Origin of the sequence: Microbacterium salitolerans (genome assembly GCF_019720895.1) — a bacterium.
GTDB lineage: Bacteria > Actinomycetota > Actinomycetes > Actinomycetales > Microbacteriaceae > Microbacterium.
In genome coordinates, this window is sequence record NZ_JAHKSH010000001.1 from 663483 (window position 1) to 687957 (window position 24475).

A 24475-nucleotide genomic window follows, 5' to 3' on the forward strand; every position below is an offset into this window, starting at 1 on the left:
CGCGACACGCCCGGGTTGCGCAGAGGGCTGGCCGCCTGGCAGAATAGACCAGTTCCACATTTCGGTGCCTTGCGCCCTGCGCACGCACCGAATCACTGCACTGGCAGTGCACAGGCGGCGTCTTGAACGCGACGGTCTGGGCCGCGGGCAGAGGAGCGACTCACACCCCCACACCTTCACGGGCTCGTCCTGTGTCTTCGTGGGGCTGACATGTGAACAAGGCGCGGCGTCCTGCGCGGCGGATCCTCGGGTCCGTTCGAGCGGCGGCGAGCAGTGCCGACCCGAAGGGTGTCCGGAGGGTACGTGCGTCCAATGCCCTCGAGGTAAGACGCGAGAAGAGAGTGAGCAGACAAATGGCGGGACAGAAGATCCGCATTCGCCTGAAGTCGTATGACCATGAGGTCATCGACACGTCGGCGCGCAAGATCGTCGACACCGTGACCCGCGCGGGTGCGCAGGTCGTGGGCCCGGTGCCCCTCCCGACGGAGAAGAACGTCGTGGCGGTCATCCGTTCGCCCCACAAGTACAAGGACAGCCGCGAGCACTTCGAGAAGCGCACGCACAAGCGCCTCATCGACATCGTGGACCCGACGCCGAAGGCCGTCGACTCGCTCATGCGACTCGACCTTCCGGCTGACGTCAACATCGAGATCAAGCTCTGAGGTGCGTCGTGGCTGATATCAACAACAAGGTTTCGAAGGGCATGCTCGGCAAGAAGCTCGGCATGACCCAGGTCTGGAACGAGGACGGCAAGCAGATCCCCGTCACGGTGATCGAGCTCGCTCCCAACGTCGTCACGCAGATCCGCACGCCCGAGAAGGACGGCTACAACGCCGTGCAGATCGCGGCCGGCGAGATCGACCCCCGCAAGGTCACCCAGCCCCTCACCGGTCACTTCCAGGCCGCGGGCGTCACGCCCCGCCGTCAGGTCACCGAGATCCGCACCGCGGATGCCGCTGACTACACGGCCGGCCAGGAGATCAAGGCCGAGGAGACGTTCGAGGCCGGCGAGCTCATCGACGTCGTCGGCACGAGCAAGGGCAAGGGCTTCGCGGGCGTCATGAAGCGCCACAACTTCGCTGGTGTCGGCGCATCGCACGGTGCGCACCGCAACCACCGCAAGCCCGGTTCGATCGGCGCCTCGGCGACCCCGAGCCGCGTCTTCAAGGGCACGCGCATGGCCGGCCGCATGGGCGGCGAGCGCGTGACCGTTCTCAACCTCACGGTGCACGCCGTCGACGCCGAGAAGGGTCTGCTGCTCGTCAAGGGCGCCGTCCCCGGCGCGAAGGGCCGCGTCGTGTTCGTCCGCAACGCAGTGAAGGGGGCCTGAGTTAGATGACTGACTCCACTCTCGCTCTCGACGTCCTGAACACGGACGGCAAGAAGGCCGGCTCGGTCGACCTGCCCGCCTCGGTGTTCGACGTCAAGACGAACGTTCCGCTGATCCACCAGGTCGTCACCGCGCAGCTCGCGGCGGCTCGCCAGGGCACCCACTCGACCAAGCGTCGCGGTGAGGTCTCGGGCACCGGTGCCAAGCCCTTCAAGCAGAAGGGCACCGGCCGCGCGCGCCAGGGCTCGATCCGTCAGCCCGAGCACCGCGGTGGTGGCATCGTCCACGGACCGAAGCCCCGCGACTACTCGCAGCGCACCCCCAAGAAGATGATCGCCGCAGCCCTCGCGGGCCTGCTCAGCGACCGCCTTCGCGGAGAGCGCCTGCACGTCGTCGAGTCGTTCGGCGTCGAGACGCCGTCGACGAAGGCCGCATCCGGCTTCCTCGCGAAGTTCACCGCGGGCAAGAAGACGCTCGTCGTCCTCGACCGCGATGACGAGATGGGCTTCCTCAGCGTCCGCAACCTCGGCAACGTGCACGTGCTCGTCGCCGACCAGCTCAACGCATACGACGTCGTCCGCAGCGACGATGTCGTCTTCACCAAGGCGGCCATCGACGCGTTCATCGCGATGAAGGCCGGCGCCAAGGAGGTCTCGGCATGACCGCGATCAACAAGGACCCGCGCGAGATCATCATCGCGCCGGTCGTCTCGGAGAAGAGCTACGGCCTGATCGACGAGGGCAAGTACACGTTCCTCGTGGACCCCCGCGCCAACAAGACCGAGATCAAGCTGGCCATCGAGAAGATCTTCGGTGTGAAGGTCGCTTCGGTGAACACGCTGAACCGCTCGGGCAAGTCCCGCCGTACCCGCTTCGGCACTGGCAAGCGCAAGGACACCAAGCGCGCCATCGTGACGCTCAAGTCGGGATCCATCGACATCTTCACGGCTGTCGCCTGATAGCTGGGAAGGACAAGGAACGAATATGGCTATTCGCAACTACAAGCCCACGACCCCCGGTCGCCGCGGCTCGTCGGTGGCCGACTTCGCCGAGATCACGCGTTCGACGCCTGAGAAGTCGCTGCTCCGCCCGCTCTCCAAGACGGGTGGCCGCAACAACCAGGGCCGCATCACGACGCGTCACATCGGCGGTGGCCACAAGCGCCAGTACCGCGTGATCGACTTCCGTCGCACCGACAAGGACGGCATCGACGCGAAGGTCGCTCACATCGAGTACGACCCCAACCGCACGGCGCGCATCGCGCTGCTCCACTTCGCTGACGGCACGAAGCGCTACATCCTCGCGCCGGCGAAGCTCAAGCAGGGCGACATCGTCGAGTCGGGCGCTCAGGCCGACATCAAGCCGGGCAACAACCTCCCGATGCGCAACATCCCCACGGGTACGGTCATCCACAACGTGGAGCTCCGTCCCGGTGGCGGCGCGAAGATGGCTCGCTCGGCCGGTGCGTCGGTTCGCCTCGTGGCGAAGGACGGCCCCTACGCGCAGCTCCGTCTGCCGTCGGGCGAGGTCCGCAACGTCGACGCGCGCTGCCGCGCCACGATCGGCGAGGTCGGCAACGCCGAGCAGTCGAACATCAACTGGGGCAAGGCCGGTCGCAGCCGCTGGAAGGGCGTTCGCCCGACCGTCCGCGGTGTCGTGATGAACCCGATCGACCACCCCCACGGTGGTGGTGAGGGTCGCACGTCCGGTGGACGTCACCCCGTTTCCCCCTGGGGCCAGGCAGAGGGCCGCACCCGCCACGCCAACAAGGAAAGCGACAAGTACATCGTGCGTCGTCGCACCTCGGGCAAGAAGCGCAAGTAGGAGTTCAAGAAGATGCCACGCAGTCTGAAGAAGGGCCCCTTCGTCGACGAGCACCTGCTTCGCAAGGTTGTCTCGCAGAACGAGGCGGGAACGAAGAACGTGATCAAGACCTGGTCGCGCCGCTCGATGATCGTCCCGGCCATGCTGGGTCACACGATCGCCGTCCACGACGGTCGCAAGCACATCCCTGTGTTCGTGTCCGAGTCCATGGTCGGCCACAAGCTGGGCGAGTTCGCGCCCACCCGCACCTTCCGCGGCCACGTGAAGGATGACAAGAAGGGCCGTCGCCGCTGACGCGGCGACGCAAGAGGAGAGAGAAATGGTGGAGTCCATCGCACGCGTGCGACACATCCGCGTGACCCCTCAGAAGGCTCGTCGTGTCGTCGCTCTCATCAAGGGAAAGCCGGCCGACGAGGCCCTCGCGATCCTGAAGTTCGCCGCGCAGGGTGCTTCCGAGCCGATCTACAAGCTCGTCGAGTCCGCGAAGGCCAACGCGCAGGTGAAGGCCGACAAGTCGGGTGAGTACCTGAACGAGCAGGACCTGTTCGTGAAGAACGCCTTCGTCGACGAGGGGACCACGCTCAAGCGCTTCCGTCCCCGCGCTCAGGGTCGCGCCGACCAGATCAAGAAGCGCACGAGCCACATCACGGTCGTGCTCTCCACGCCTGAGACCGCCGCCGCGGTCGCCGGCAGCAAGAAGAAGGCGAGCAAGTAATGGGACAGAAGATCAACCCTTACGGCTTCCGCCTCGGTATCACGACCGACCACACGTCGCGTTGGTTCGCCGACTCGACGAAGCCGGGTCAGCGCTACGCCGACTACGTCGCCGAGGACATCCGGATCCGTCACCTGCTGCAGAAGAACCTCGACCGTGCCGGCGTCAGCCGCATCGATCTCGAGCGCACGCGTGACCGCGTCCGCGTCGACATCCACACGGCACGCCCCGGCATCGTCATCGGTCGCCGCGGTGCGGAGGCCGAGCGCATCCGCTCGGAGCTCGAGAAGCTCACGAGCAAGCAGATCCAGCTGAACATCCTCGAGGTCAAGAACCCCGAGGCCGACGCGCAGCTGGTCGCGCAGGGTGTCGCCGAGCAGCTCGCTGCTCGCGTGGCGTTCCGTCGCGCGATGCGCAAGGGTCTGCAGGGCGCCATGCGCGCCGGCGCCAAGGGTGTTCGCATCCAGGTCTCGGGCCGCCTCGGCGGCGCCGAGATGAGCCGCACCGAGTTCTACCGCGAGGGTCGTGTGCCGCTGCACACGCTTCGCGCGAACATCGACTACGGCTTCTACGAGGCGAAGACCACCTTCGGCCGCATCGGCGTGAAGGTCTGGGTCTACAAGGGCGACCTCACGAACAAGGAACTCGCTCGCGAGGAGGCTTCGAAGAAGCCGGCGCGCGACCGTGGCGGCCGTCGCGGCCCGCGTCGTGGAGACGACGCCGCGAAGAAGGCCCCGGAAGGAGCAACGGCGTAATGCTGATTCCCCGCAAGGTCAAGTACCGCAAGCAGCACCACCCGAAGCGTTCGGGCCAGGCCACCGGCGGCACCACGATCTCGTTCGGTGAGTACGGGATCCAGGCGCTCACGCCCGCGTACGTGACGAACCGTCAGATCGAGGCAGCTCGTATCGCCATGACGCGTCACATCAAGCGCGGCGGCAAGGTGTGGATCAACATCTACCCCGACCGTCCGCTGACGAAGAAGCCCGCCGAAGTCCGCATGGGCTCGGGTAAGGGCTCGCCGGAGTGGTGGGTCGCCAACGTCAAGCCGGGTCGCGTCCTCTTCGAGGTCGCCGGTGTGAGCGAAGAGCTCGCCAAGGGTGCTCTGACCCGAGCAATGCACAAGCTGCCTCTCAAGGCACGCATCATCAAGCGCGAGGAGGGCGACGCGTAATGGCGATCGGCACCAAGGAGCTCGCCACAACCGAGCTCGACACGTTCGAAGACCAGCGCCTCGTCGAGGAGCTGCGCAAGGCCAAGGAAGAGCTGTTCAACCTGCGCTTCCAGTCGGCTACCGGCCAGCTTGAGAGCCACGGTCGCATCCGCGCCGTGAAGCGCGACATCGCGCGTCTCTACACGGTCATCCGCGAGCGCGAGCTCGGGATCCGTGCGACGCCGGCCCCTGTCGAGAAGAAGGCCAAGAAGAGCAAGGCGAAGAAGGCCGACGACACGGCCGCTGCCGAGGGAGAGGCTGAGTGATGGCCACTGACAAGAAGGCTGAGGAGGCCGTCGAGCGCGGCTACCGCAAGTCCGCCCGCGGCTACGTCGTGAGCGACAAGATGGACAAGACCATCGTCGTCGAGGTCGAGGACCGCGTGAAGCACCCGCTCTACGGCAAGGTCCTCCGCCGCACGAACAAGCTCAAGGTCCACGACGAGCAGAACACCGCCGGAATCGGCGACCTGGTCGTGATCAACGAGACCCGTCCGTACAGCGCCACGAAGCGCTGGCGCCTGGTCGAGATCGTCGAAAAGGCCAAGTAAGCCCTCGGGCTTGCGTGAAGGAGTAACCAGTGATTCAGAACGAATCCCGCCTGAAGGTCGCCGACAACACCGGCGCGAAGGAGCTGCTGACGATTCGCGTGCTCGGTGGTTCCAACCGCCGCTACGCGGGTGTCGGCGACACCATCGTGGCCACGGTCAAGGACGCGATCCCCGGCGGCAACGTGAAGAAGGGCGACGTCGTCAAGGCGGTCGTCGTCCGAACCGTGAAGCAGACGCGCCGTCCTGACGGCTCGTACATCAAGTTCGACGAGAACGCCGCCGTCATCCTGAAGAACGACGGGGAGCCCCGCGGCACCCGCATCTTCGGACCGGTCGGTCGTGAGCTTCGTGACCGCAAGTTCATGAAGATCGTCTCGCTCGCCCCGGAGGTGCTGTAACACATGGCCAAGATCAAGAAGGGCGACCTCGTCCAGGTGATCACCGGAGCCACGCAGGAGCGCGGCGGAGACCGCGGCAAGCAGGGCACGGTCCTCGAGGTCCTCGGCAATCGCGTGATCGTCGAGGGCGTCAACTACATCACCAAGCACAACCGCGTCGGACAGACGCAGCGCGGCACCAAGACCGGTGGAATCGAGACCTTCGAGGCCCCGATCCACGTGTCGAACGTCGCGATCGTCGACCCCGAGACGAAGAAGCCGACTCGCGTCGGCTACCGCGTCGAGGAGCAGGTCAAGGACGGCGTCAAGAAGACCGTGCGCGTGCGCATCGCCAAGGGCTCGGGCGAGGACATCCCCGACCCCAAGGGAAAGTAAGGGTTAGCAAATGAGCACGGACACCGCCGCGCAGTCTGGCAAAATCCAGCCGCGCCTGAAGCAGGTCTACCGCAACGACATCCGTCAGAAGATGCAGGACGAGTTCGGCTACGAGAACGTCATGCAGGTCCCCGGCCTGGTCAAGGTCGTGGTCAACACGGGTGTCGGCGAGGCCGCACGCGACAGCAAGGTGATCGACGGCGCGGTGAAGGACCTCACGGCCATCACCGGTCAGAAGCCCGTCGTCACCAAGGCGAAGAAGTCGATCGCGCAGTTCAAGCTGCGCGAGGGCCAGGCCATCGGCGCGCACGTCACCCTCCGTGGCGACCGCTCGTGGGAGTTCCTGGACCGTCTCATCTCGCTCGCTCTTCCGCGCATCCGCGACTTCCGCGGTCTGTCGCCGAAGCAGTTCGACGGCAACGGCAACTACACCTTCGGTGTGACCGAGCAGTCGATCTTCCACGAGATCGATCAGGACAAGATCGACCGCGTGCGCGGCTTCGACATCACGATCGTCACGACCGCGAAGAACGATGCGGAGGGCCGCGCGCTCCTCACGCACTTCGGCTTCCCGTTCGTGAAGGACGCCTGAGCGGACATCCGCCCACTCAGGGAAACAGCTGAGGATGCCGGGCTCGGTTTGGCCGGGCCCGGCATCCTGGCTGACAATTGAACATTGTCTATCCACGTCGTGGTAGGTCGTCTGTCGCGTAACGGCAGCCGAAACCTCATGAACAAAGGAAATCTCACATGACCATGACAGACCCGGTCGCAGATCTGCTGACCCGTCTGCGCAACGCGAACTCGGCGCACCACGACCAGGTGTCGCTGCCGTCGAGCAAGCTGAAGACGCACATCGCCGACATCCTCAAGCGCGAGGGCTACATCGCAGGGTGGGAAGAGACCGACGCGCGCGTCGGCAAGACCCTCACCCTGACGCTGAAGTACGGCTCCAACCGCGAGCGCTCGCTTCAGGGCCTCAAGCGTGTGTCGAAGCCCGGACTCCGCGTGTACGCGAAGTCGAACGAGCTCCCCAAGGTGCTCGGTGGCCTCGGCGTCGCAATCCTGTCCACCTCCAGCGGTCTTCTCACCGACCGTCAGGCCGAGCAGAAGGGCGTGGGCGGAGAAGTTCTCGCCTACGTGTGGTGATCGACGATGTCGCGTATCGGAAAACTTCCCATTGACATTCCCGCGGGCGTCGAGGTGAAGATCGACGGTCAGTCGGTCTTCGTCAAGGGCCCGAAGGGCGAGCTCAGCTTCGAGTTCGCCGCGCCCATCGAGGCCAAGGTCGAGGATGGCCAGGTCATCGTCAGCCGTCCCGACGAGGAGCGCGAGTCGCGTGCACTGCACGGCCTGACCCGCACCCTCATCAACAACGACATCATCGGCGTGACCCAGGGTTACTCCAAGGATCTCGAGATCGTCGGCACTGGTTACCGCGCGCAGCAGAAGGGCTCGAACGTCGAGCTCGCTCTCGGCTTCTCGCACCCCGTGCTCATCGAGCCGCCGGCCGGCATCACCTACAAGGTCGAGGGCAACAACAAGCTGACCGTCAGCGGCCTCTCCAAGCAGGCCGTCGGCGAGGCAGCTGCCAAAATCCGCAAGATCCGTCCGCCGGAGCCCTACAAGGGCAAGGGTGTGCGTTACGCCGGCGAGCAGGTCCGCCGCAAGGCCGGAAAGGCTGGTAAGTAATCATGGCTGTGAAGTCGAAGACTGCAGCGCGTTCGCGCCGCCACACTCGCCTTCGCAAGAAGGTCGTGGGCACCGCGCAGCGTCCCCGTCTCGTCGTGACGCGCTCCGCTCGTCACGTGTTCGTCCAGATCATCGACGACGCTCAGGGCCACACGCTCGCGTCGGCGTCGACCCTCGAGACCGAGCTCCGCTCGCTCGGGGCTGACAAGACCGCCAAGGCACGCAAGGTCGGCGAGCTTCTCGCCGAGCGCGCGAAGGCCGCTGGCATCGAGGCCGTCGTGTTCGACCGCGGCGGCAACCGCTACGCAGGTCGCGTCGCGGCCATCGCGGATGGCGCGCGCGAGGGAGGGCTGAGCCTGTGAGTGACAACAAGGAGACCGAAGTGACCACCGAAGCCGGTCAGAAGGCGCCCGAGAAGGCGCAGACCGAGCAGCGCCAGGATCGTCGCGGCAACGACCGCGGCGGCCGTGGAGGCCGTGGCGACCGTCGTGGCAACGACCGCGGTCGCGGCAACGACAGCCAGTTCCTGGAGCGCGTCGTCACGATCAACCGCGTCGCCAAGGTCGTCAAGGGTGGTCGTCGCTTCAGCTTCACCGCTCTCGTCGTCGTCGGCGACGGTGCGGGTCTCGTGGGCGTCGGCTACGGCAAGGCTCGCGAGGTTCCCCTCGCGATCTCGAAGGGCGTCGAGGAGGCGAAGCGCAACTTCTTCCGCGTTCCTCGTGCCGGCCAGTCGATCCCGCACCCCGTGCAGGGTGAGGCCGCAGCCGGTGTCGTCATGCTCCGCCCGGCGTCCGCGGGTACCGGTGTCATCGCCGGTGGTCCCGTCCGCGCCGTGCTCGAGTGCGCCGGCATCCACGACGTGCTGTCGAAGTCGCTCGGCTCGTCGAACACGATCAACATCGTGCACGCGACGGTCGCGGCTCTGAAGCAGCTCGAGGAGCCTCGTGCGGTCGCCGCGCGTCGCGGTCTCGAGTTCGACCAGGTCGCGCCCGCCCGTCTGGTTCGTGCGGAGGCAGAGGCCGCCGCTGCTGCGAAGGTAGGTTCCTGATGGCTGCGCGTCTGAAGGTTACGCAGATCAAGTCCAAGGTGAGCGAGAAGCAGAACCAGCGTCACACGCTGCGGAGCCTCGGTCTCAAGCGCATCGGTGACGCGGTCGTCCGCCCCGACGACGCTCAGACCCGCGGTTACGTCCGTGCCGTCGCTCACCTCGTGAAGGTTGAGGAGATCGACTGATGGCTGAGAACAACGAGCGCCCCGGCGTGCTCAAGGCTCACCACCTGCGTCCCGTCCCCGGCGCCAACACCGCGAAGACCCGCAAGGGTCGCGGTGAGGGCTCGAAGGGCAAGACGGCGGGTCGAGGCACCAAGGGAACGCGCGCGCGCAACACCGTGCGCGTCGGCTTCGAGGGTGGCCAGATGCCGCTGCACATGCGCACCCCGAAGCTGCGCGGGTTCAAGAACCCGTTCCGCACCGAGTACCAGGTCGTGAACCTGGACAAGCTGGCCGAGGCCTTCCCCGAGGGCGGCGACATCACTGTCGACGACATCGTGGCCAAGGGCCTCGTGCGCAAGAACCAGCTGGTCAAGGTTCTGGGCGACGGCGAGATCTCGGTCGCGCTGAACGTCCAGGCCGACAAGGTCTCGGCGTCGGCCAAGGCCAAGATCGAGGCCGCAGGCGGTTCCATCAAGTAACGCACTCGCGTGCGTTCTGCCGAAAGGACCGGGAGCGACGAGCTCCCGGTCCTTTTCGGTTAGTCTTGAGGCTGGTGTGCGCTCCTGCGCGTTCATCGTCCTGTTTGGGAGGCAGTTTCTTGTTCAGCGCCATCGCGCGGATCTTCCGCACGCCTGACCTTCGCCGGAAGATCGGCTTCACGCTCGGCATCATCGCCATCTACCGCTTCGGCGCGCATGTCCCGGCGCCGTTCGTGAGCTATCCGAACGTGCAGGCCTGCCTCCAGGAGAACGAGGGCGGCGACGGACTGCTGTCGCTCGTCAACCTCTTCTCGGGCGGCGCGCTCCTGCAGCTCTCGATCTTCGCCCTCGGCGTCATGCCGTACATCACGGCGACGATCATCACGCAGCTGCTCCGCGTCGTCATCCCGCACTTCGAGGCGCTCCACAAGGAGGGCCAGGCGGGCCAGGCGAAGCTCACGCAGTACACGCGCTACCTCACGATCGCGCTGGCGCTGCTGCAGTCGACGACGCTCGTCACGGTCGCCCGCTCGGGTCAGCTGTTCGGCGTCACCGACATCCCCGCCTGCAACAACCTCCTGACGGACAGCGGCTGGCTCGCGCAGGCCATGATCGTCATCACGCTGACGGCCGGTACGGGCCTCGTGATGTGGATGGCCGAGCTCGTCACCGAGCACGGCGTCGGCAACGGCATGTCGCTGCTCATCTTCACGTCGATCGCCGCGACGTTCCCCGGTGCGCTCGGCGCCATCCTCGCCGCGCGCGGACTCGAGGTCTTCCTCCTCGTCCTCGCGATCGGCCTCGTCATCGTCGCGCTCGTCGTCTTCGTCGAGCAGTCTCAGCGCCGCGTCCCCGTGCAGTACGCGAAGCGCATGGTCGGCCGTCGCACGTACGGCGGCACCAACACGTACATCCCGATCAAGGTCAACATGGCCGGCGTCGTGCCCGTCATCTTCGCCTCGTCGCTGCTCTACATCCCGGCTCTGATCGCGCAGTTCAACACCCCGACCGACGGATCCGCGCCGCCCGAGTGGGTGCAGTGGATCGGCCAGTACTTCACGACGGGCGATCAGCCCGTCTACATGGCGGTCTACTTCCTGCTGATCATCGGGTTCACGTACTTCTACGTCGCGATCACCTTCAACCCGGTCGACGTCGCCGACAACATGAAGAAGTACGGCGGATTCGTTCCCGGCGTCCGCGCCGGTCGGCCCACGGCCGAGTACCTCGACTACGTGCTCACGCGCATCACGTTCCCCGGTTCGATCTACCTGGGCCTCATCGCGCTGATCCCGCTCATCGCGCTGGCGACGGTGCAGGCGAACCAGAACTTCCCGTTCGGCGGCGCCTCGATCCTCATCATCGTCGGTGTGGGTCTCGAGACCGTCAAGCAGATCGACGCGCAGCTCCAGCAGCGCCACTACGAAGGGCTCCTCCGATGACGACACGTCTCCTGATCGTCGGGCCGCAGGGCTCGGGCAAGGGCACGCAGGGCGTGCGCATCGCGGAGGGCTTCGGCATCCCCGTCGTCTCGACGGGCGACATCTTCCGCGCGAACATCAAGAACGAGACCGAGCTCGGCAAGAAGGTCCAGGCGATCACCGACGCCGGTGACCTGGTGCCCGACGAGGTCACGAGCGAGATCGTGCGCGACCGCCTCGGGGAAGACGACGCGCAGCAGGGCTTCCTGCTCGACGGCTACCCGCGCAACCGCGCGCAGGTGGCGCACCTCGACGAGTTCCTGTCGGCGCGCGACGAGAAGCTCGACGCCGTGATCCTCCTCGACGTGCCGCGCGACGAGTCGATCTCCCGCATCCTCCAGCGGGCGACCGAGCAGGGCCGCAGCGACGACACCGAAGAGGCCGTGGCGAAGCGCCTGTCGATCTACGAGAGCGAGACCGCGCCGATCATCGACACGTATGCCGAGCGCGGCATCGTCGACCGCATCGACGGCGTGGGCTCGCTCGACGAGATCACCGCGCGCATCGTGTCCGCACTCGAGGCCCGCGGCCTCGTGCGCGTCGCCGTCTGACGGATCCGCCTGGTGGGCATGTTCCGTCGCTCGATCTACAAGAAGCCCGCGCAGCTTCGCGGCATGATCGAACCCGGCGCCATCACGGCCGCGGCGCTCGATGCCGTCGCCGAGGCGATCCGGCCGGGCATCACGACGCTCGAGCTCGATCGCATCGCGGAGCAGGCGATCACTCAGAGCGGGGCCCACTCGAACTTCCAGCTCGTCCCGGGCTACCGCCACACCGTCTGCGTCTCCGTCAACGACGAGGTCGTGCACGGGATCCCCGGTGAGCGTGTGCTCGAGGCCGGCGACATCGTGTCGGTCGACTGCGGCGCCGAGACGCCCGAAGGATGGAACGGCGACTCCGCGCGCACGTTCATCGTCCCGGGCGAGCACGCGGATCCCGAGCTCGTCGCGCAGCGCCAGGAGCTCAGCGACGTGACGCGCGCCTCGATGTGGGCCGGCATCGCGGCCCTCGCGTCGGCGTCGCATCTCGGACAGGTGGGCGCCGTCATCCAGGATCACATCGAGGCGAATCCGCTGCCCTCGACGGGTCAGCCCGCCGGCATCCTGCGCGACTACGTCGGCCACGGCATCGGCAAGAGGATGCACGAGGAGCCGACGCTCTTCCACTATGCGACGCCGGGGCGCGGCGCCGAGATCAAGCCCGGACTGTGCATCTGCGTCGAGCCGATGATGACGGCCGGCAGCGAAGAGGTCGTCGTCGAGGACGACGACTGGACGATCTCGACGGTCGACGGATCCAGCGGCGCACACTGGGAACATAGCGTCGCCGTGCATGCTGATGGCATCTGGGTCCTGACGGCTCCCGACGGGGGAGCAGAGGGCCTGGCGCCCTTCGGCGTGACGCCGACCCCCATTCCCTGACACCCCTCACCGAAAGTCACCGCACATGATGATGGCAGCAGCAGCAGGCAAGAACCGGAGCGTCTTCGCGATCGTGATCTCGGTCGTCGTGATCGTCGCGGTCGCCGGCGTCGGAGCCCTGGTGTTCTGGATGAACCAGACGGCGAAGGAGCCCGCCGCGTCGCCCGCGGCGGCTTCGATCAACGAGGAGACCGGCGCGATCGCGATCGGCGACGGGGAGAACACGGTCGCCGAGTACATCGACTTCATGTGCCCGTTCTGCCAGCAGGCGTTCGAATCGTACAGCGACACGACCACCGAGCTGGTCGAGAGCGGTGACATCACGCTCGAGATCCACCCGATCTCGATCCTCGACCGTGCCTCGCAGGATACGCAGTTCTCGACGCGCTCGGCGAGCGCGGCCTACTGCGTCGCGGAGGACAACGGCGACGCCGTCTACCCGTTCGTCGACCTGATGTTCCGGAATCAGCCGAGCGAGGGCTCGTCGGGCCTCGACGACGCGCAGATCATCGAGTACGCCGAGCAGGCGGGAGCGACGGGCGCGGCCGACTGCATCGAGGCGGGCGAGTACATGGACTACGTCACGGAGATGACGGAGGAGACGCCGATCGCCGAGGGCGGGCAGGGCATCTCGACGCCCACGGTCGTCGTCAACGGCGAGGTCATCGCGGTCACGATGGATCCGGAGACGGACATCGTCGCGAACCTCCAGTAACGTCACCGCACGCATCGCGTGCGTTTCCTGAGGGCCCCGTTCTGCTTCGGCAGGCGGGGCCCTCGGCGTGTTACCGAAATGTGAAGATTCTCGCTTGGGGGAGACATCCCTGTGACAGCGGGGCAGAAACGCGTCCGCATCCGGTAGGAATGAATGTGAGGTGCAACTGTACATTGCACGGTCCTACATCACACGGCTAGAGTCCCGCGTATGCAATGGGGCACACAGAAAGCAGGTTCACGCGCGATGACCACGAAGACGAACACCAGGGCGGGCGTTCTCGCTCTCGGGATGGCGGGCGTGCTGGCGCTGGCCGGCTGCAGCGGCAGCGCCGCGACCGGCCCCGAGTCGAGCGACGAGCCGCAGAGCGGCGGCACCGTCCACATGCTGCAGAACACCGACTTCTCGTACCTCGACCCGGCCCGCGGATGGGACGGCGGCGTCAACGCGTTCTACCGCCTGATGTACCGCGGCCTCATGATGCAGACGGCGGGCGACGCCGAGGATCCGAACGCGATCGTTCCGGACCTCGCGACGTCGGCGGGTGAGCCCTCCGAAGACGGCCTCACCTGGACCTACACGCTGAAGGACGACATCTTCTTCGACAACGGCGACCCGATCACGTCGGCCGAGGTCAAGTTCGGCATCTCGCGGGCCTGGGATCCTCAGATCGGCATCGGATCCCCGTACCTCAAGAGCGTCATCGACGCCCCCGAGGGATACGAGGGGCCCTACGTGACGGGCGACCTTCCCACGATCGAGACGCCGGACGACAAGACGATCGTCTTCCACCTCAAGGAGCCGTTCCGCGAGTTCGACAACGTGCTCGCGCAGGCGAACGCCGTGCCGTTCCCCGAAGGAACGGGCGGCGGCGACGAGTTCATCAACGACGTGATCGCCTCCGGGCCCTACACGCTCGAGAGCTACACGCCGGGCAGCTCGATCTCGCTCGTGCGCAACGAGTACTGGGAGCCCGAGAGCGATGACGTGCGCGAGGCCTACCCCGACGCCTGGGAGGTCGAGATCGGCATCGATCCCGCGACGATCGACGAGCGGATGGTCGCCGGCCAGGGCACCGACGGGAACGCGATCGCGAGCCGGATCCAGGGAGCCACCCTGCCGCGCCTGCAGACGCCCGAGCTGCAGGACCGGGCCATCGCGGCCGAGGCATACTGCCTCACCTACATGGGCCTGAACACGACGAAGGAGCCCTTCGACGACGTGCGCGTGCGCCAGGCGGTCAACTGGGCGCTCGATCGCTCGACCGTCCAGAACGTCTCCGGCGGCAGTCAGCTCGCCGACCCGGCGACGACGATCATCCCGCCGGCCGTCACGGGCCACAAGGACTTCGACCTGTACCCCAGCGACGACATGGCGGGCGACCCCGAGAAGGCGAAGGAGCTGCTCGCCGAGGCGGGCTACGAGGACGGCGTCTCGTTCACGCTCGACATCCGCTCCAACGACATCGCCCAGGCGCAGGCCGAGGCCGTGCAGGAGTCTCTGCTGGATGCGGGCATCGAGGTCGAGCTCAACGTCATCGACGCGGCGATCTTCTACGAGACGATCGGCACGCCCTCGCAGCAGCACAACGCCGCGATCACGGGCTGGTGCCCGGACTGGGCGTCGAGCGCCAGCACCTTCATCCCGCCGCTGTTCGACGGCGACAACATCCTCGAGAAGGGCAACTCCAACCTCGCCCAGCTCGACGAGGCCGATGTCAACTCGCGTATCGACGAGATCATGGCGATGGAGGACATCGAGGAGGCGAACGCCGCCTGGGGCGACCTGGACGAGCAGATCATGGAGCTCGCTCCGATCGCGCCCCTCGTGCTCGAGAAGAGCATCTTCGTTCCGGGCGAGAACATCGCCGGCTACTACCCGAACACCAACATGACCGACCTCACCATCATCGGTCTCAAGGATCCCTCGAAGGGCTGACATGACCACCCCCTCGACTGAGCTCGAGGCGGAGGCGCCCGGCGACGACTCTTCGCATGATCTGCGAGAGTCGTCGCCGGCTTCCGGCCGCCGCCTGCTGAAGGCCTTCGTCACGGATGTGCCGTCGATGCTGTCGACCGGCTACATCGTCGTGATGACCCTCGCCGCGATCTGCGCACCGCTCGTCGTGCAGATCAGCGGGTGGGGACCGTACGAGTTCGACCAGGACGCGATCGACCCCGACATGGGGGCGATCCCGATCGGCCCGCTCGGCGGGATCAGCGCGGAGCACTGGTTCGGCGTCGAGCCGGGCAGCGGCCGCGACATCTTCGCGCGCATCGTCTACGGCGCGCGCGTCTCGTTCACCGTCGCGCTCAGCGCCACCCTGCTCACCACGATTCTGGGCGTCGTCTTCGGCCTGCTGGCGGGATACTTCGGCGGGATCATCGACAACGTGATCTCCCGCGTCATGGAGTTCCTCATGGCGTTCCCCGCGCTCATCTTCATGATCGCGATCCTCTCGGCGCTTCCTGCCGACAACCGCGTGCTGCTGCTCGTCCTCGTGATCTCGATCTTCGGGTGGCCCTACCTCGCCCGCATCGTGCGATCGCAGACCCTCTCGCTCAAGGAGCGCGAGTTCGTCGAGTCGGCGCGCGCGTCCGGCGCGACCCACGCCCAGATCATCTTCCGCGAGGTCCTGCCGAACCTGCAGTCGACCATCGTCGTCATGGCCACGCTCGCGGTCCCCGGCTACGTCGGAACCGAGGCGGGGCTGTCGTTCCTCGGCGTCGGCGTCGTGCCGCCCACGCCCAGCTGGGGCCAGATGATCGCCGCGGCCGCTCCCTGGTACGCCGTCGATCCGATGTACTTCATCATCCCCGGCGTCTTCCTGTTCCTGCTCGTGCTGTCGTTCACGACGCTCGGCGACCGCGTGCGCGTCATCGCGCGCAGCGGGGAGGTGCGCGCATGATCCGCTTCATCGCCTCCCGCCTGTCCGGAATGGTGATCGTGCTCGCGCTGGTGACGCTGTTCACCTACGTGATCTTCTTCGTGCTCTCCCCGGATCCCGCGGTGCAGATCTGCGGCAAGCACTGCACCCCCGAGCGCATCGATCAGATCCGCACGAGCCTCGGGCTCGATCAGCCGTTCTGGGCCCAGTTCTTCACCTACGTCGGCGGCCTCTTCGCCGGACGGACGTTCATGGTCGCCGGTTCCGAGGTCGTCTGCTCGGCGCCGTGCCTCGGGTACTCGTTCCAGACGAGCCAGCTCGTGGGCGACATGATCGTGCAGCGCCTGCCGATTTCGGTGACGATCGCGCTCGGCGCGGCCGTGCTGTGGCTGCTCGGCGGCGTCTCCGCCGGCGTGATCAGCGCCGTCAAGGAGGGGAAGTTCCTCGACAGGTTCATCGCGGGGCTCACGCTCGGATCCATGTCGGTGCCGAACTACGTCGTCGCCCTGACCCTGCAGTTCCTGCTGGTCGTCGTGCTCGGGTGGCTGCCCTTCCCGCAGGCGGTGCCGTTCGCGGACGATCCGGTGCAGTGGTTCCTCAACTTCCTCATGCCCTGGATCGTGCTCGCCCTCACCTACGCGGCGGTCTACACGCGCCTCACCCGCGCCAACGTGATCGACACCCTGCAGGAGAACTTCGTGCGCACCGCGCGGGCGAAGGGCCTGAAGCCCGGTCTCGTCTGGCGCCGCCACGCGCTGCGGCCGGCGCTGACGCCCATCGTGACGATGTTCGGAATGGACATCGCCGGCCTGCTCGGCGGCGCCCTCATCACCGAGACCGTGTTCGGCATGAACGGCGTCGGCAAGCTCACGGCCGATTCGATCGCGAAGAACGATCAGCCCGTCATCATGGCGGTCACGCTGCTGTCGGCCTTCTTCGTGATCATCGGGAACTTCGTGGTCGATCTGCTCTACTCGGCGATCGATCCCCGCGTCCGGACAGGAGCACGCGCATGAACCAGCAGACGGATCCGCTGCTGACCGTCGACGGTCTCCGCGTCGCCTTCACGACGGCGCAGGGCGAATCGGCCGTCGTGAAGAACCTTAGCTTCTCGCTTCCGCGCGGAGGATCTCTCGGGATCGTCGGCGAATCGGGGTCCGGGAAGTCGATGACGAGCCTCGCGATCATGGGCCTGCTGCCCAAGGGCGGGAAGGTCTCCGGGGCGATCGACTTCGACGGGGTGCGGCTCACCGATCTTCCCGAGAAGCAGATGCGCAGAGTGCGCGGCGACCGGATCGCCATGATCTTCCAGGATCCGCTCTCCTCGCTGAACCCGTACTACCGGGTCGGCATGCAGATCGAGGAGGCCTACCGCTCGCACCGGCCCGGCGCCTCGCGCAAGGAGGCGAGGAAGGTGGCGATCGCCGCGCTCCAGCGGGTGAGGATCCGCGACGCCGAGACCCGCATCGACCACTATCCGCACCAGTTCTCGGGCGGCATGCGGCAGCGCATCATGATCGCGATGGCTCTGACGATGGAGCCCGACCTGATCATCGCCGACGAGCCCACGACCGCCCTCGATGTGACGGTGCAGGCGCAGATCCTCGATCTGCTCGCCGAGATCCGGGAGGAGACCGGCGCGAGCCTGATCCTCATCACGCACGACCTCGCGGTCGTGAGCGAGGTCACGGACGACATCATCGTGCTCCGCGAGGGCGACATGGTCGAACAGGGACCCACCGAGCAGATCTTCTGCGATCCGCAGCACGTCTACACGCGGCGGCTGCTCGACGCGGTGCCGCGCATCGACGACGAGATCGGCACGCTGCGCACGACCGACATCACGACGGTGGGAGAAGACGAATGACCGCTGCGCCGCTGTGCCGGGCAACCGGCCTCGTCAAGGAGTTCGCCACGGGGCGGCCGTCGCTTCTCGGACGGAAGAGCTCCTTCCGCGCCGTCGACGACGTCTCGCTCGAGGTGCGCGCAGGGGAGACCCTCGCGATCGTGGGCGAGTCGGGATCGGGCAAGTCCACCACGGCGCGCCTCGTGGCGCGGCTCATGGAGCCGACGGCCGGCACGGTCGAGCTCGAGGGCGAGGACGTCACCTCGTATCGGTCGAAGGACCTCCACGAGTTCCGCCGGGCCGTGCAGGTCATCTTCCAGGATCCGTTCTCCTCGCTGAACCCGCGTCACACGGTCGAGCGCCTGGTCACGGCGCCGCTCGTCTACCAGAAGCGAAAGATCCCCGGGGGAGCGAAGGCGTTCACGCGCGGTCTCATGGAGCGCGTCGGCCTCAACCCCGACCTGTCGGATCGCTACCCGTCGCAGTTCTCGGGCGGTCAGGCGCAGCGCATCGGCATCGCGCGGGCCCTCGCCGTCGGGCCCAAGCTCGTGATCTGCGACGAGGCGGTCTCAGCACTCGACGTCTCGGTGCAGGCGCAGGTCATCAACCTGCTGCGCGACCTGCAGGCCGATGAGGGCTTCGGGTACCTCTTCATCGCGCACGATCTCGCAGTCGTGCGCCAGATCGCCACGCGCGTCGCGGTCATGAGCGAGGGCCGCATCGTCGAGCAGGGCGATCGCGACGCGATCTTCGACGCGCCCCAGCACGAGTACACCCAGACGCTGCTGAAGGCCGTGCCGCGCATCGATCCCGAGTGGGATCGCCGCAGGCGCGAGGCGCAGCGTCGCCGTGAGGAACAGGAGAGGTCCGCGTGACCACGACGTACATGCTTCCGGGGATCCGCGTGCGCGAGCAGCGCGTGACGGTCCCGCTCGACTGGTCGGCGGACGGCGGCGAGACGATCGACCTGTTCGTGCGCGAGCTCGTGGATCCCGACCGCGACCGCGCCGACCTCCCCCTGCTCACCTACCTGCAGGGCGGCCCGGGCGGCGCGAACCCGCGGCCCCTCAGTCGCGGCGGGTGGATCGACGAGGCGCTGCGCGACTACCGCATCGTCTTCGTCGACCAGCGCGGCACGGGCGCGAGCACGCCCCTCGACGCGCAGGTCGTCGCCGAGCGCGGCGACGGGCGCGCGGGCGCCGACTACCTCGCCCTGTTCCGCGCCGACTCGATCGTTCGCGACCTCGAGCACGTGCGGCGCACGCTGTACGACGGCCGGCGGTGGTCGACGCTCGCGCAGAGCTACGGCGGGTGGATCACGCTCACCTACCTGTCGTTCGCGCCCGAGGCGCTGGCCGCCAGCTACATCTGCGGAGGCGTTCCGGGAACGCCTCCGCGGGCGAGCGAGGTGTACCGGCGGACGTTCGGTCGCGTCGCCGCTAAGACGGCCGAGCTGTATCGCCGCTACCCCGACGACGAGGCGCGCGTCGCCGAGATCGCCGACGCCCTGTCGTCGGACGACGTCCTGCTGCCCGACGGCGACGTCCTCACCGTGCGCCGGTTCCAGTCTCTGGGCATCGACATGGGCATGAAGCCGGGCCATGAGCGCCTGCACTGGCTGATCGAGAAGGCGTTCGTGCGCCCGGGGCGCTTCTCCGAAGCGTTCCTCCTCGACGTGCTGGTGCAGTCGTCGAACGCGACGAGCCCGCTGTTCTGGACCCTCCAGGAGACGCTGTACGGGGATCCCGCGAGCGGCGCCACCGGCTGGGCCGCGCAGGCGGAGCGCGACCGGCGGCCCGAGTTCGACGAGGACCGACGCCCGCTGATGTTCACGGGCGAGATGGCGTTCCCGTGGATGTTCGACGAGATCCGGCTCCTGCGCGGCTTCGCGCCGGCGGTGCACGAGCTCGCCGCGCGCACCGACTGGAGCCCCCTCTACGACCTGGGGCGCCTGGCCTCGAACGAGGTGCCTGTCGCGGCCGCGGTGTACTTCGACGACATGTACGTCGACGCCGAGCTGCAGCTCGACACCCTCTCGCGTCTCGGGAACTCCGAGCGCTGGGTCACGAACGAGTACGAACACGATGGAATCGGATCCGGACGCACGTTCTCGCGCCTGCGCGAGATCGTCCGCGACCGGGGAGGAGAACGCGCGTGACCGCACGACCGCCCTACGCAGGGACCCGATACCCGAAGCTCGCCGAGATCCCGGCCTTCACGGAGTGGATCGCCGGCGGCTGGGAGGACCGACAGGTCGCCCCGACCATCCCCGAGGGATCCGCCACGGCCGCCGCCGCGCACCGCGACCGCCTGAGCGCCCGCTTCCCCGGGCAGACGCTGGTCGCGGCCGCAGGGACCGCCCCGACGCGCAACGACGACAGCGTGTACGGCTTCCGCGCCGACAGCAGCTTCGTCTGGCTCACGAGCTGCCAAGTCGAGGACGCGGTGCTCGTGATGTGGGCGCGCGACGGCGGGCACGACGCCGTCCTCTACATGCCGGCGCCGTTCCGTCCGGGCGACGCGGGCTTCTTCTCGAACGCCCTGCACGGCGAGCTCTGGGTGGGGCCCTCGGCCGGACTCGCGGAGTGGGCTGACGCCCTCGGCGTCGACGTGCGCCCGCTGGCCGACCTCGAATCCGCGGCCGGGGGAGACGCCCTGGCGACGCGCGCGGCGGCGCCTCTCCTCGCGGGCGTCGAGTCCTCGTCGGAGCTCGAGCGCGAGCTGTCGAAGCTGCGGATGATCAAGGACGCGTGGGAGATCGAGCAGCTGCGCGGCGCCGTCGACGCGACGGTGAGCGGCTTCGCGGCGACCGCGGCGGAGATCCCCCGCGCGATCGCTGAGGGCACCGGCGAGCGCTGGCTGCAGGGCACGTTCGACCGGCACGCGCGCACGTACGGCAACGGACCCGGGTACTCGACCATCGTCGGCTCGGGGGCGCACGCGCCGGTGCTGCACTGGGTGCGCTGCGATGGGCCCGTCGTGGAGGACGCGGCGCTCCTGCTCGACATGGGCGTCGAGGCCCGCTCGCTGTACACGGCTGACGTCACGCGCACGCTCCCCGCGAGCGGATCCTTCAGCGCGGCGCAGCGGGAGGCGCACGACCTCGTCGAGAAGGCCCACCGCGCCGGCCTCGCCCAGATCCGCCCCGGCACCGAGTACCTCGACTTCCACTTCGCGGCGATGGAGGTCGTCGCGCAGGGGCTGAGCGACTGGGGGCTGCTGCCCGTCTCGGTCGACGAGGCGCTGTCGCCGAGCGGCCAGCACCACCGCCGCTATCTCGCCTGCGGCATCGGGCACCACCTGGGCCTCGATGTGCACGACTGCAGCCAGTCGCACTACGAGGACTACATGGGCGCGCAGCTCGAGCCCGGCGTGGTGATGACCGTCGAGCCCGGCCTGTACTTCCACGCGCACGACGAGACGGTGCCGCCTGAGCTCCGCGGCGTCGGCGTGCGCCTCGAGGACGATGTGCTCGTGACCGAGACCGGATCCGATGTGCTGTCCGATGCGCTCCCGATCGACGCCGACGGCATCGAACGCTGGACGCGCGCGCAGCGGGGCGACGCGTGACGGCGGCGGCGCCCGCGCTCGAGCCGTTCCCGCTCGGAGACGTCGCCCTCGGCGAGGGCAACGTGGCGATCCGCGCGCGCGACGCGATGCTGCACCTGGCGCGCGCGTACCCCGCCGACCGGATCCTCGCCGTGTTCCGCCGCAACGCGGGGCTCGACACGCACGGCGCCGAACCCCCGGGGGCCTGGGAGGGCTACGGCCACCCGAGCGAGGACGCGTGGGGCGAGGCGGACTATCCGGGCAGCGAGAACGCGCAGACGGCGAACCTGCTGCGGGGCCACTACGCGGGCCACTTCCTGTCGATGCTGGCGCTCGCCGCGGCGAGCGAGGACGACGATCAGCTGCGCGCCAAGGTCGACGCGATCGTCGAGGGCCTCGGCGAGGTGCAGAAGGCGCTCGCCGCGACGGGGCGGTATTCGCACCCCGGATTCCTCGCGGCCTACGGCGAGTGGCAGTTCTCGCGCCTGGAGGGATTCGCGCCGTACGGCGAGATCTGGGCGCCCTACTACACCTGTCACAAGATCATGGCGGGCCTGCTCGACGCCTACGAGCAGACCGGCAGCACCCGTGCGCTCGAGATCGTCACGGCGATGGGGTGGTGGGTCACCGCGCGGCTGGCGCGGCTCGACCACGACCACATCCAGAAGATGTGGTCGCTCTACATCGCGGGCGAGTACGGCGGGATGAACGAGACCCTCGCGCGCCTCAGCGTCGCCGCCGGGGTCCCCGAGTTCCTCGACACGGCGCGCCTGTTCGACATGGACAGCCTCCTGGAGGCGGGATCCACGGGCGTCGACATCCTCACGGGAATGCACGCGAACCAGCACCTGCCGCAGCTCATCGGCTACGTGCGCGAGTATGAGATCACGGGGGAGCGGCGCAGCCTGGACGCGGCGACGGGACTCTGGGAGCAGATCGTGCCCGGCCGCACCTTCGCGCACGGCGGCACGGGCCAGAGCGAGCTCTGGGGGCCGCCCGATACCGAGGCCGGCAACATCGGTCACCGCAACGCCGAGACGTGCGCGACCTACAACCTGCGGAAGCTGGCGCGCGCCCTCTTCGCGCACACACTCGACGCCCGGTACATGGCGTACGTCGAGCGCGCCTCGCTCAACCACATCCTCGCGTCGCGTCGGGCCGTCGACTCCGACACGAGCCCCGAGGTGACCTACATGTTCCCCGTCGACCCGGGCGCGCTGCCCGAGTTCGACAACATCGGCACCTGCTGCGGCGGCACGGGCCTCGAGAACCACGTCACGCACCACGACACGATCTTCTTCCGTGCCGCGAACGGCAACCCTGAGCTGTGGGTCAACCTGCTCGTGCCCGCTCGGCTGTCCTGGGTGGAGCACGCCGTCGACGTGGCGATCGACGGCGACCACCCGTGGGTCGGGCGGACGACGCTGCGTGTGGATCCTCGCAATCCGGAGGGGCTCGAGGCCGCGATCCACGTGCGGATCCCGGCGTGGTCGAGCGGTCCGGCGTCGGTGACGGTCGCCGGCGCGACATGGGCCGCCGACGCCGCTCCGGGCGAGTACGTCGCGATCCGGCGCACGTGGCGGCGCGGCGACACCGTCGAGATCGATGCGCCGATGTCCCTCCGCGCCGAGGGCGCGATCGACGACCCCACGCTGCAGAGCGTGCATCTGGGGCCGAGCCTCCTCGTGGCCCGAGACGAGGCGACCACGACGCGCGAGCTTCCCCTGCTCGGGAGGCGCCGCGTCGACGGATCCGTGCGGGCGGATGACGCCGGCGACCCGGGAGAGCGGCTGCGGGAGCACGGCGCGATCGACATCGCCGGTATCCGGTACGAGCCGGTCTGGACGGGCTCCGACGCCCGGTACCACATGTACGTGCGCGACCGTTCGGACGAGATCGCCTTCGTGGGAGTGTCGACCGGGGTCCCCGCACGCCCCCGCGCGGACGGGCGCACGCTGCTCGACGACGTGTGGGCGGAGCCGGCGCCGCGCACGCGAGAGGCGTTCCTCGACCGCGTCCTGTCGTGCGTCGTGGCGGCCAGAAGCGAGGGGCTCCTGACGCGCGACGAACGCGAGCGCGTCCTCGACGGCGCGGCGCGCGCCGAGGTGGCCGGGCCGCTCGACGTGGGCGAGGTCCGCGTCGTCGCCGGAGCCGACGCGGCCTGGCGCTCCATCGGCGATCGCGGCGTCGAGTGGGTTCTCCCCGAGGGAGCCGGCGACGCGGCGATTCCGCCGGCCGTGCGCATCGACGCCGATGCGCCGCCCGCGACCACGGGGTGGCACACGAGCGAGCCGACCGTGCGCGTCGATGCGCTCGACCTCACGGGGGTCGGGTCGGAGACTCCTCGTGTGGAGGTGCGTATCGACGACGGCCCGTGGCGCGCGTACGACGGCCCCTTCGTCGTATCGGCGGAGGGCGCGATCCGCGTCGAGGCGCGGGCCACGTCCGGGTCGGGGTCCGTCGGGTACGCGGCGCGCGACTTCGCCGTCGACACGCACGCCCCCGCCGTGGAGCCGCGCGTGCGGGTGCTGGGCGCGAGTGCGGAGATCGACTTCCGCGCGCACGACGACGTCTCGGGCGTCGAGAGGATCCAGTGGGGCGGCGAGGGGACCTTCTGGGCGACGTTCCAGGAGGCGTTCGTGCGCAGCCTGTCCGACCGTGAGCAGATCATCGAGTTCTCGGCCACCGACCGCGCCGGGAACGAGGGCGCCCGAGAGCGTCTCGTCCTGCCGCCGCGCGGCGCGGCGGGCGCGGATTCGGGTGGGTAGCGCGCATCGCGCGCACCTGTG

General features: G+C 68.1%; 32 protein-coding genes. All 32 read left to right on the forward strand.

Annotated elements, in window-relative coordinates; all coding sequences use genetic code 11:
* Positions 1–353 precede the first annotated feature (353 nt).
* The 32 genes from rpsJ to KOL93_RS02955 all read left to right on the forward strand — a co-directional run bounded on the left by rpsJ (position 354) and on the right by KOL93_RS02955 (position 24454).
* The gene (gene rpsJ / locus KOL93_RS02800) at positions 354–662 is read left to right on the forward strand and encodes a 30S ribosomal protein S10 (protein WP_110589670.1); all 309 of its coding nucleotides are present in this window, start codon (positions 354–356) and stop codon (positions 660–662) included.
* Between the two features lie 8 nt (positions 663–670).
* Positions 671–1330 carry a 50S ribosomal protein L3 gene (gene rplC / locus KOL93_RS02805; RefSeq protein WP_221583772.1) on the forward strand — a complete coding sequence of 220 codons (660 nt, stop codon included), beginning with the start codon at positions 671–673 and terminating at the stop codon, positions 1328–1330.
* 5 nt (positions 1331–1335) lie between these two features.
* Positions 1336–1992, forward strand: coding sequence for a 50S ribosomal protein L4 (rplD, locus tag KOL93_RS02810; protein WP_221583773.1), 657 nt, complete (start codon positions 1336–1338; stop codon positions 1990–1992).
* Positions 1989–2288 (forward strand): 50S ribosomal protein L23, encoded by a 300-nt coding sequence (rplW, locus tag KOL93_RS02815; RefSeq protein WP_221583774.1) that lies wholly within the window; start codon positions 1989–1991, stop codon positions 2286–2288. The genes rplD and rplW overlap by 4 nt, the downstream gene beginning before the upstream one ends.
* A gap of 25 nt (positions 2289–2313) precedes the next feature.
* Positions 2314–3153, forward strand: coding sequence for a 50S ribosomal protein L2 (rplB, locus tag KOL93_RS02820; protein ID WP_221583775.1), 840 nt, complete (start codon positions 2314–2316; stop codon positions 3151–3153).
* Positions 3154–3165: 12 nt separating this feature from the next.
* On the forward strand, positions 3166–3447 hold the full coding sequence (gene rpsS / locus KOL93_RS02825; protein WP_221583776.1) for a 30S ribosomal protein S19: 282 nt from the start codon (positions 3166–3168) through the stop codon (positions 3445–3447).
* 25 nt (positions 3448–3472) lie between these two features.
* Entirely contained in the window at positions 3473–3868 is a 396-nt protein-coding gene (gene rplV, locus KOL93_RS02830) for a 50S ribosomal protein L22 (RefSeq protein WP_221583777.1), read from the forward strand.
* Positions 3868–4623: a 30S ribosomal protein S3 gene (rpsC, locus tag KOL93_RS02835; RefSeq protein ID WP_221583778.1), complete on the forward strand. Its 756-nt coding sequence runs from the start codon at positions 3868–3870 to the stop codon at positions 4621–4623. The genes rplV and rpsC overlap by 1 nt, the downstream gene beginning before the upstream one ends.
* Positions 4623–5042 carry a 50S ribosomal protein L16 gene (gene rplP, locus KOL93_RS02840; RefSeq protein ID WP_221583779.1) on the forward strand — a complete coding sequence of 140 codons (420 nt, stop codon included), beginning with the start codon at positions 4623–4625 and terminating at the stop codon, positions 5040–5042. The genes rpsC and rplP overlap by 1 nt, the downstream gene beginning before the upstream one ends.
* Positions 5042–5347, forward strand: a complete 306-nt coding sequence (rpmC, locus tag KOL93_RS02845; protein WP_221583780.1) for a 50S ribosomal protein L29 — start codon at positions 5042–5044, stop codon at positions 5345–5347. The genes rplP and rpmC overlap by 1 nt, the downstream gene beginning before the upstream one ends.
* A complete protein-coding gene (gene rpsQ, locus KOL93_RS02850) occupies positions 5347–5631 on the forward strand; it encodes a 30S ribosomal protein S17 (protein WP_221583781.1) in 285 nt (94 codons plus the stop codon). The genes rpmC and rpsQ overlap by 1 nt, the downstream gene beginning before the upstream one ends.
* Before the next feature lie 29 nt (positions 5632–5660).
* Positions 5661–6029 carry a 50S ribosomal protein L14 gene (gene rplN / locus KOL93_RS02855; protein ID WP_221583782.1) on the forward strand — a complete coding sequence of 123 codons (369 nt, stop codon included), beginning with the start codon at positions 5661–5663 and terminating at the stop codon, positions 6027–6029.
* A gap of 3 nt (positions 6030–6032) precedes the next feature.
* Entirely contained in the window at positions 6033–6404 is a 372-nt protein-coding gene (gene rplX / locus KOL93_RS02860; RefSeq protein ID WP_221583783.1) for a 50S ribosomal protein L24, read from the forward strand.
* Positions 6405–6414: 10 nt separating this feature from the next.
* Positions 6415–6996, forward strand: coding sequence for a 50S ribosomal protein L5 (gene rplE, locus KOL93_RS02865; RefSeq protein ID WP_221583784.1), 582 nt, complete (start codon positions 6415–6417; stop codon positions 6994–6996).
* A 158-nt stretch (positions 6997–7154) separates the two neighbouring features.
* Positions 7155–7553, forward strand: coding sequence for a 30S ribosomal protein S8 (rpsH, locus tag KOL93_RS02870; protein WP_221583785.1), 399 nt, complete (start codon positions 7155–7157; stop codon positions 7551–7553).
* 6 nt (positions 7554–7559) lie between these two features.
* Entirely contained in the window at positions 7560–8096 is a 537-nt protein-coding gene (rplF, locus tag KOL93_RS02875) for a 50S ribosomal protein L6 (RefSeq protein WP_221583786.1), read from the forward strand.
* 2 nt (positions 8097–8098) lie between these two features.
* The gene (rplR, locus tag KOL93_RS02880) at positions 8099–8458 is read left to right on the forward strand and encodes a 50S ribosomal protein L18 (RefSeq protein ID WP_221583787.1); all 360 of its coding nucleotides are present in this window, start codon (positions 8099–8101) and stop codon (positions 8456–8458) included.
* Positions 8455–9144: a 30S ribosomal protein S5 gene (gene rpsE, locus KOL93_RS02885; RefSeq protein ID WP_221583788.1), complete on the forward strand. Its 690-nt coding sequence runs from the start codon at positions 8455–8457 to the stop codon at positions 9142–9144. Before rplR ends, rpsE begins: the two co-directional genes overlap by 4 nt.
* Positions 9144–9329 (forward strand): 50S ribosomal protein L30, encoded by a 186-nt coding sequence (rpmD, locus tag KOL93_RS02890; protein ID WP_029151044.1) that lies wholly within the window; start codon positions 9144–9146, stop codon positions 9327–9329. The genes rpsE and rpmD overlap by 1 nt, the downstream gene beginning before the upstream one ends.
* On the forward strand, positions 9326–9787 hold the full coding sequence (gene rplO / locus KOL93_RS02895) for a 50S ribosomal protein L15 (protein WP_374107102.1): 462 nt from the start codon (positions 9326–9328) through the stop codon (positions 9785–9787). The genes rpmD and rplO overlap by 4 nt, the downstream gene beginning before the upstream one ends.
* A gap of 119 nt (positions 9788–9906) precedes the next feature.
* A complete protein-coding gene (secY, locus tag KOL93_RS02900; RefSeq protein WP_221583790.1) occupies positions 9907–11229 on the forward strand; it encodes a preprotein translocase subunit SecY in 1323 nt (440 codons plus the stop codon).
* Positions 11226–11819: an adenylate kinase gene (locus tag KOL93_RS02905; protein WP_221583791.1), complete on the forward strand. Its 594-nt coding sequence runs from the start codon at positions 11226–11228 to the stop codon at positions 11817–11819. Before secY ends, KOL93_RS02905 begins: the two co-directional genes overlap by 4 nt.
* Before the next feature lie 18 nt (positions 11820–11837).
* Positions 11838–12689 carry a type I methionyl aminopeptidase gene (map, locus tag KOL93_RS02910; protein ID WP_221583882.1) on the forward strand — a complete coding sequence of 284 codons (852 nt, stop codon included), beginning with the start codon at positions 11838–11840 and terminating at the stop codon, positions 12687–12689.
* A gap of 25 nt (positions 12690–12714) precedes the next feature.
* Complete coding sequence (locus tag KOL93_RS02915) at positions 12715–13404, forward strand: DsbA family protein (RefSeq protein WP_260405838.1); 690 nt, start codon at positions 12715–12717, stop codon at positions 13402–13404.
* A gap of 246 nt (positions 13405–13650) precedes the next feature.
* The gene (locus KOL93_RS02920; protein ID WP_221583792.1) at positions 13651–15342 is read left to right on the forward strand and encodes an ABC transporter substrate-binding protein; all 1692 of its coding nucleotides are present in this window, start codon (positions 13651–13653) and stop codon (positions 15340–15342) included.
* A 1-nt stretch (position 15343) separates the two neighbouring features.
* Positions 15344–16312 carry an ABC transporter permease gene (locus tag KOL93_RS02925; RefSeq protein WP_221583793.1) on the forward strand — a complete coding sequence of 323 codons (969 nt, stop codon included), beginning with the start codon at positions 15344–15346 and terminating at the stop codon, positions 16310–16312.
* The gene (locus KOL93_RS02930) at positions 16309–17307 is read left to right on the forward strand and encodes an ABC transporter permease (protein ID WP_221583794.1); all 999 of its coding nucleotides are present in this window, start codon (positions 16309–16311) and stop codon (positions 17305–17307) included. The genes KOL93_RS02925 and KOL93_RS02930 overlap by 4 nt, the downstream gene beginning before the upstream one ends.
* Positions 17304–18158, forward strand: a complete 855-nt coding sequence (locus KOL93_RS02935) for an ABC transporter ATP-binding protein (RefSeq protein ID WP_221583795.1) — start codon at positions 17304–17306, stop codon at positions 18156–18158. Before KOL93_RS02930 ends, KOL93_RS02935 begins: the two co-directional genes overlap by 4 nt.
* A complete protein-coding gene (locus KOL93_RS02940; protein ID WP_221583796.1) occupies positions 18155–19012 on the forward strand; it encodes an ATP-binding cassette domain-containing protein in 858 nt (285 codons plus the stop codon). Before KOL93_RS02935 ends, KOL93_RS02940 begins: the two co-directional genes overlap by 4 nt.
* On the forward strand, positions 19009–20295 hold the full coding sequence (locus KOL93_RS02945; RefSeq protein ID WP_308291520.1) for an alpha/beta fold hydrolase: 1287 nt from the start codon (positions 19009–19011) through the stop codon (positions 20293–20295). The genes KOL93_RS02940 and KOL93_RS02945 overlap by 4 nt, the downstream gene beginning before the upstream one ends.
* Complete coding sequence (locus tag KOL93_RS02950; RefSeq protein ID WP_221583797.1) at positions 20292–21707, forward strand: aminopeptidase P family protein; 1416 nt, start codon at positions 20292–20294, stop codon at positions 21705–21707. Before KOL93_RS02945 ends, KOL93_RS02950 begins: the two co-directional genes overlap by 4 nt.
* Entirely contained in the window at positions 21704–24454 is a 2751-nt protein-coding gene (locus KOL93_RS02955) for a beta-L-arabinofuranosidase domain-containing protein (RefSeq protein WP_308291521.1), read from the forward strand. Before KOL93_RS02950 ends, KOL93_RS02955 begins: the two co-directional genes overlap by 4 nt.
* Positions 24455–24475 lie beyond the last annotated feature (21 nt).

What these genes read in the sequence shown, in the direction of transcription:
- rpsC (WP_221583778.1), top strand. Translation starts at nt 3,868, where the DNA reads ATGGGACAGAAGATCAACCCTTACGGCTTCCGCCTCGGTATCACGACC.
- KOL93_RS02935 (WP_221583795.1), top strand. Translation starts at nt 17,304, where the DNA reads ATGAACCAGCAGACGGATCCGCTGCTGACCGTCGACGGTCTCCGCGTC.
- rplF (WP_221583786.1), top strand. Translation starts at nt 7,560, where the DNA reads ATGTCGCGTATCGGAAAACTTCCCATTGACATTCCCGCGGGCGTCGAG.
- rplW (WP_221583774.1), top strand. Translation starts at nt 1,989, where the DNA reads ATGACCGCGATCAACAAGGACCCGCGCGAGATCATCATCGCGCCGGTC.
- KOL93_RS02915 (WP_260405838.1), top strand. Translation starts at nt 12,715, where the DNA reads ATGATGATGGCAGCAGCAGCAGGCAAGAACCGGAGCGTCTTCGCGATC.
- rpsJ (WP_110589670.1), top strand. Translation starts at nt 354, where the DNA reads ATGGCGGGACAGAAGATCCGCATTCGCCTGAAGTCGTATGACCATGAG.
- map (WP_221583882.1), top strand. Translation starts at nt 11,838, where the DNA reads ATGTTCCGTCGCTCGATCTACAAGAAGCCCGCGCAGCTTCGCGGCATG.
- rplX (WP_221583783.1), top strand. Translation starts at nt 6,033, where the DNA reads ATGGCCAAGATCAAGAAGGGCGACCTCGTCCAGGTGATCACCGGAGCC.
- rplR (WP_221583787.1), top strand. Translation starts at nt 8,099, where the DNA reads ATGGCTGTGAAGTCGAAGACTGCAGCGCGTTCGCGCCGCCACACTCGC.
- rpsQ (WP_221583781.1), top strand. Translation starts at nt 5,347, where the DNA reads ATGGCCACTGACAAGAAGGCTGAGGAGGCCGTCGAGCGCGGCTACCGC.
- KOL93_RS02905 (WP_221583791.1), top strand. Translation starts at nt 11,226, where the DNA reads ATGACGACACGTCTCCTGATCGTCGGGCCGCAGGGCTCGGGCAAGGGC.
- rpsH (WP_221583785.1), top strand. Translation starts at nt 7,155, where the DNA reads ATGACCATGACAGACCCGGTCGCAGATCTGCTGACCCGTCTGCGCAAC.
- rpmD (WP_029151044.1), top strand. Translation starts at nt 9,144, where the DNA reads ATGGCTGCGCGTCTGAAGGTTACGCAGATCAAGTCCAAGGTGAGCGAG.
- KOL93_RS02930 (WP_221583794.1), top strand. Translation starts at nt 16,309, where the DNA reads ATGATCCGCTTCATCGCCTCCCGCCTGTCCGGAATGGTGATCGTGCTC.
- rplE (WP_221583784.1), top strand. Translation starts at nt 6,415, where the DNA reads ATGAGCACGGACACCGCCGCGCAGTCTGGCAAAATCCAGCCGCGCCTG.
- rplV (WP_221583777.1), top strand. Translation starts at nt 3,473, where the DNA reads ATGGTGGAGTCCATCGCACGCGTGCGACACATCCGCGTGACCCCTCAG.
- KOL93_RS02940 (WP_221583796.1), top strand. Translation starts at nt 18,155, where the DNA reads ATGACCGCTGCGCCGCTGTGCCGGGCAACCGGCCTCGTCAAGGAGTTC.
- rplD (WP_221583773.1), top strand. Translation starts at nt 1,336, where the DNA reads ATGACTGACTCCACTCTCGCTCTCGACGTCCTGAACACGGACGGCAAG.
- rpsS (WP_221583776.1), top strand. Translation starts at nt 3,166, where the DNA reads ATGCCACGCAGTCTGAAGAAGGGCCCCTTCGTCGACGAGCACCTGCTT.
- rplP (WP_221583779.1), top strand. Translation starts at nt 4,623, where the DNA reads ATGCTGATTCCCCGCAAGGTCAAGTACCGCAAGCAGCACCACCCGAAG.
- KOL93_RS02920 (WP_221583792.1), top strand. Translation starts at nt 13,651, where the DNA reads ATGACCACGAAGACGAACACCAGGGCGGGCGTTCTCGCTCTCGGGATG.
- KOL93_RS02925 (WP_221583793.1), top strand. Translation starts at nt 15,344, where the DNA reads ATGACCACCCCCTCGACTGAGCTCGAGGCGGAGGCGCCCGGCGACGAC.
- rpmC (WP_221583780.1), top strand. Translation starts at nt 5,042, where the DNA reads ATGGCGATCGGCACCAAGGAGCTCGCCACAACCGAGCTCGACACGTTC.
- rplB (WP_221583775.1), top strand. Translation starts at nt 2,314, where the DNA reads ATGGCTATTCGCAACTACAAGCCCACGACCCCCGGTCGCCGCGGCTCG.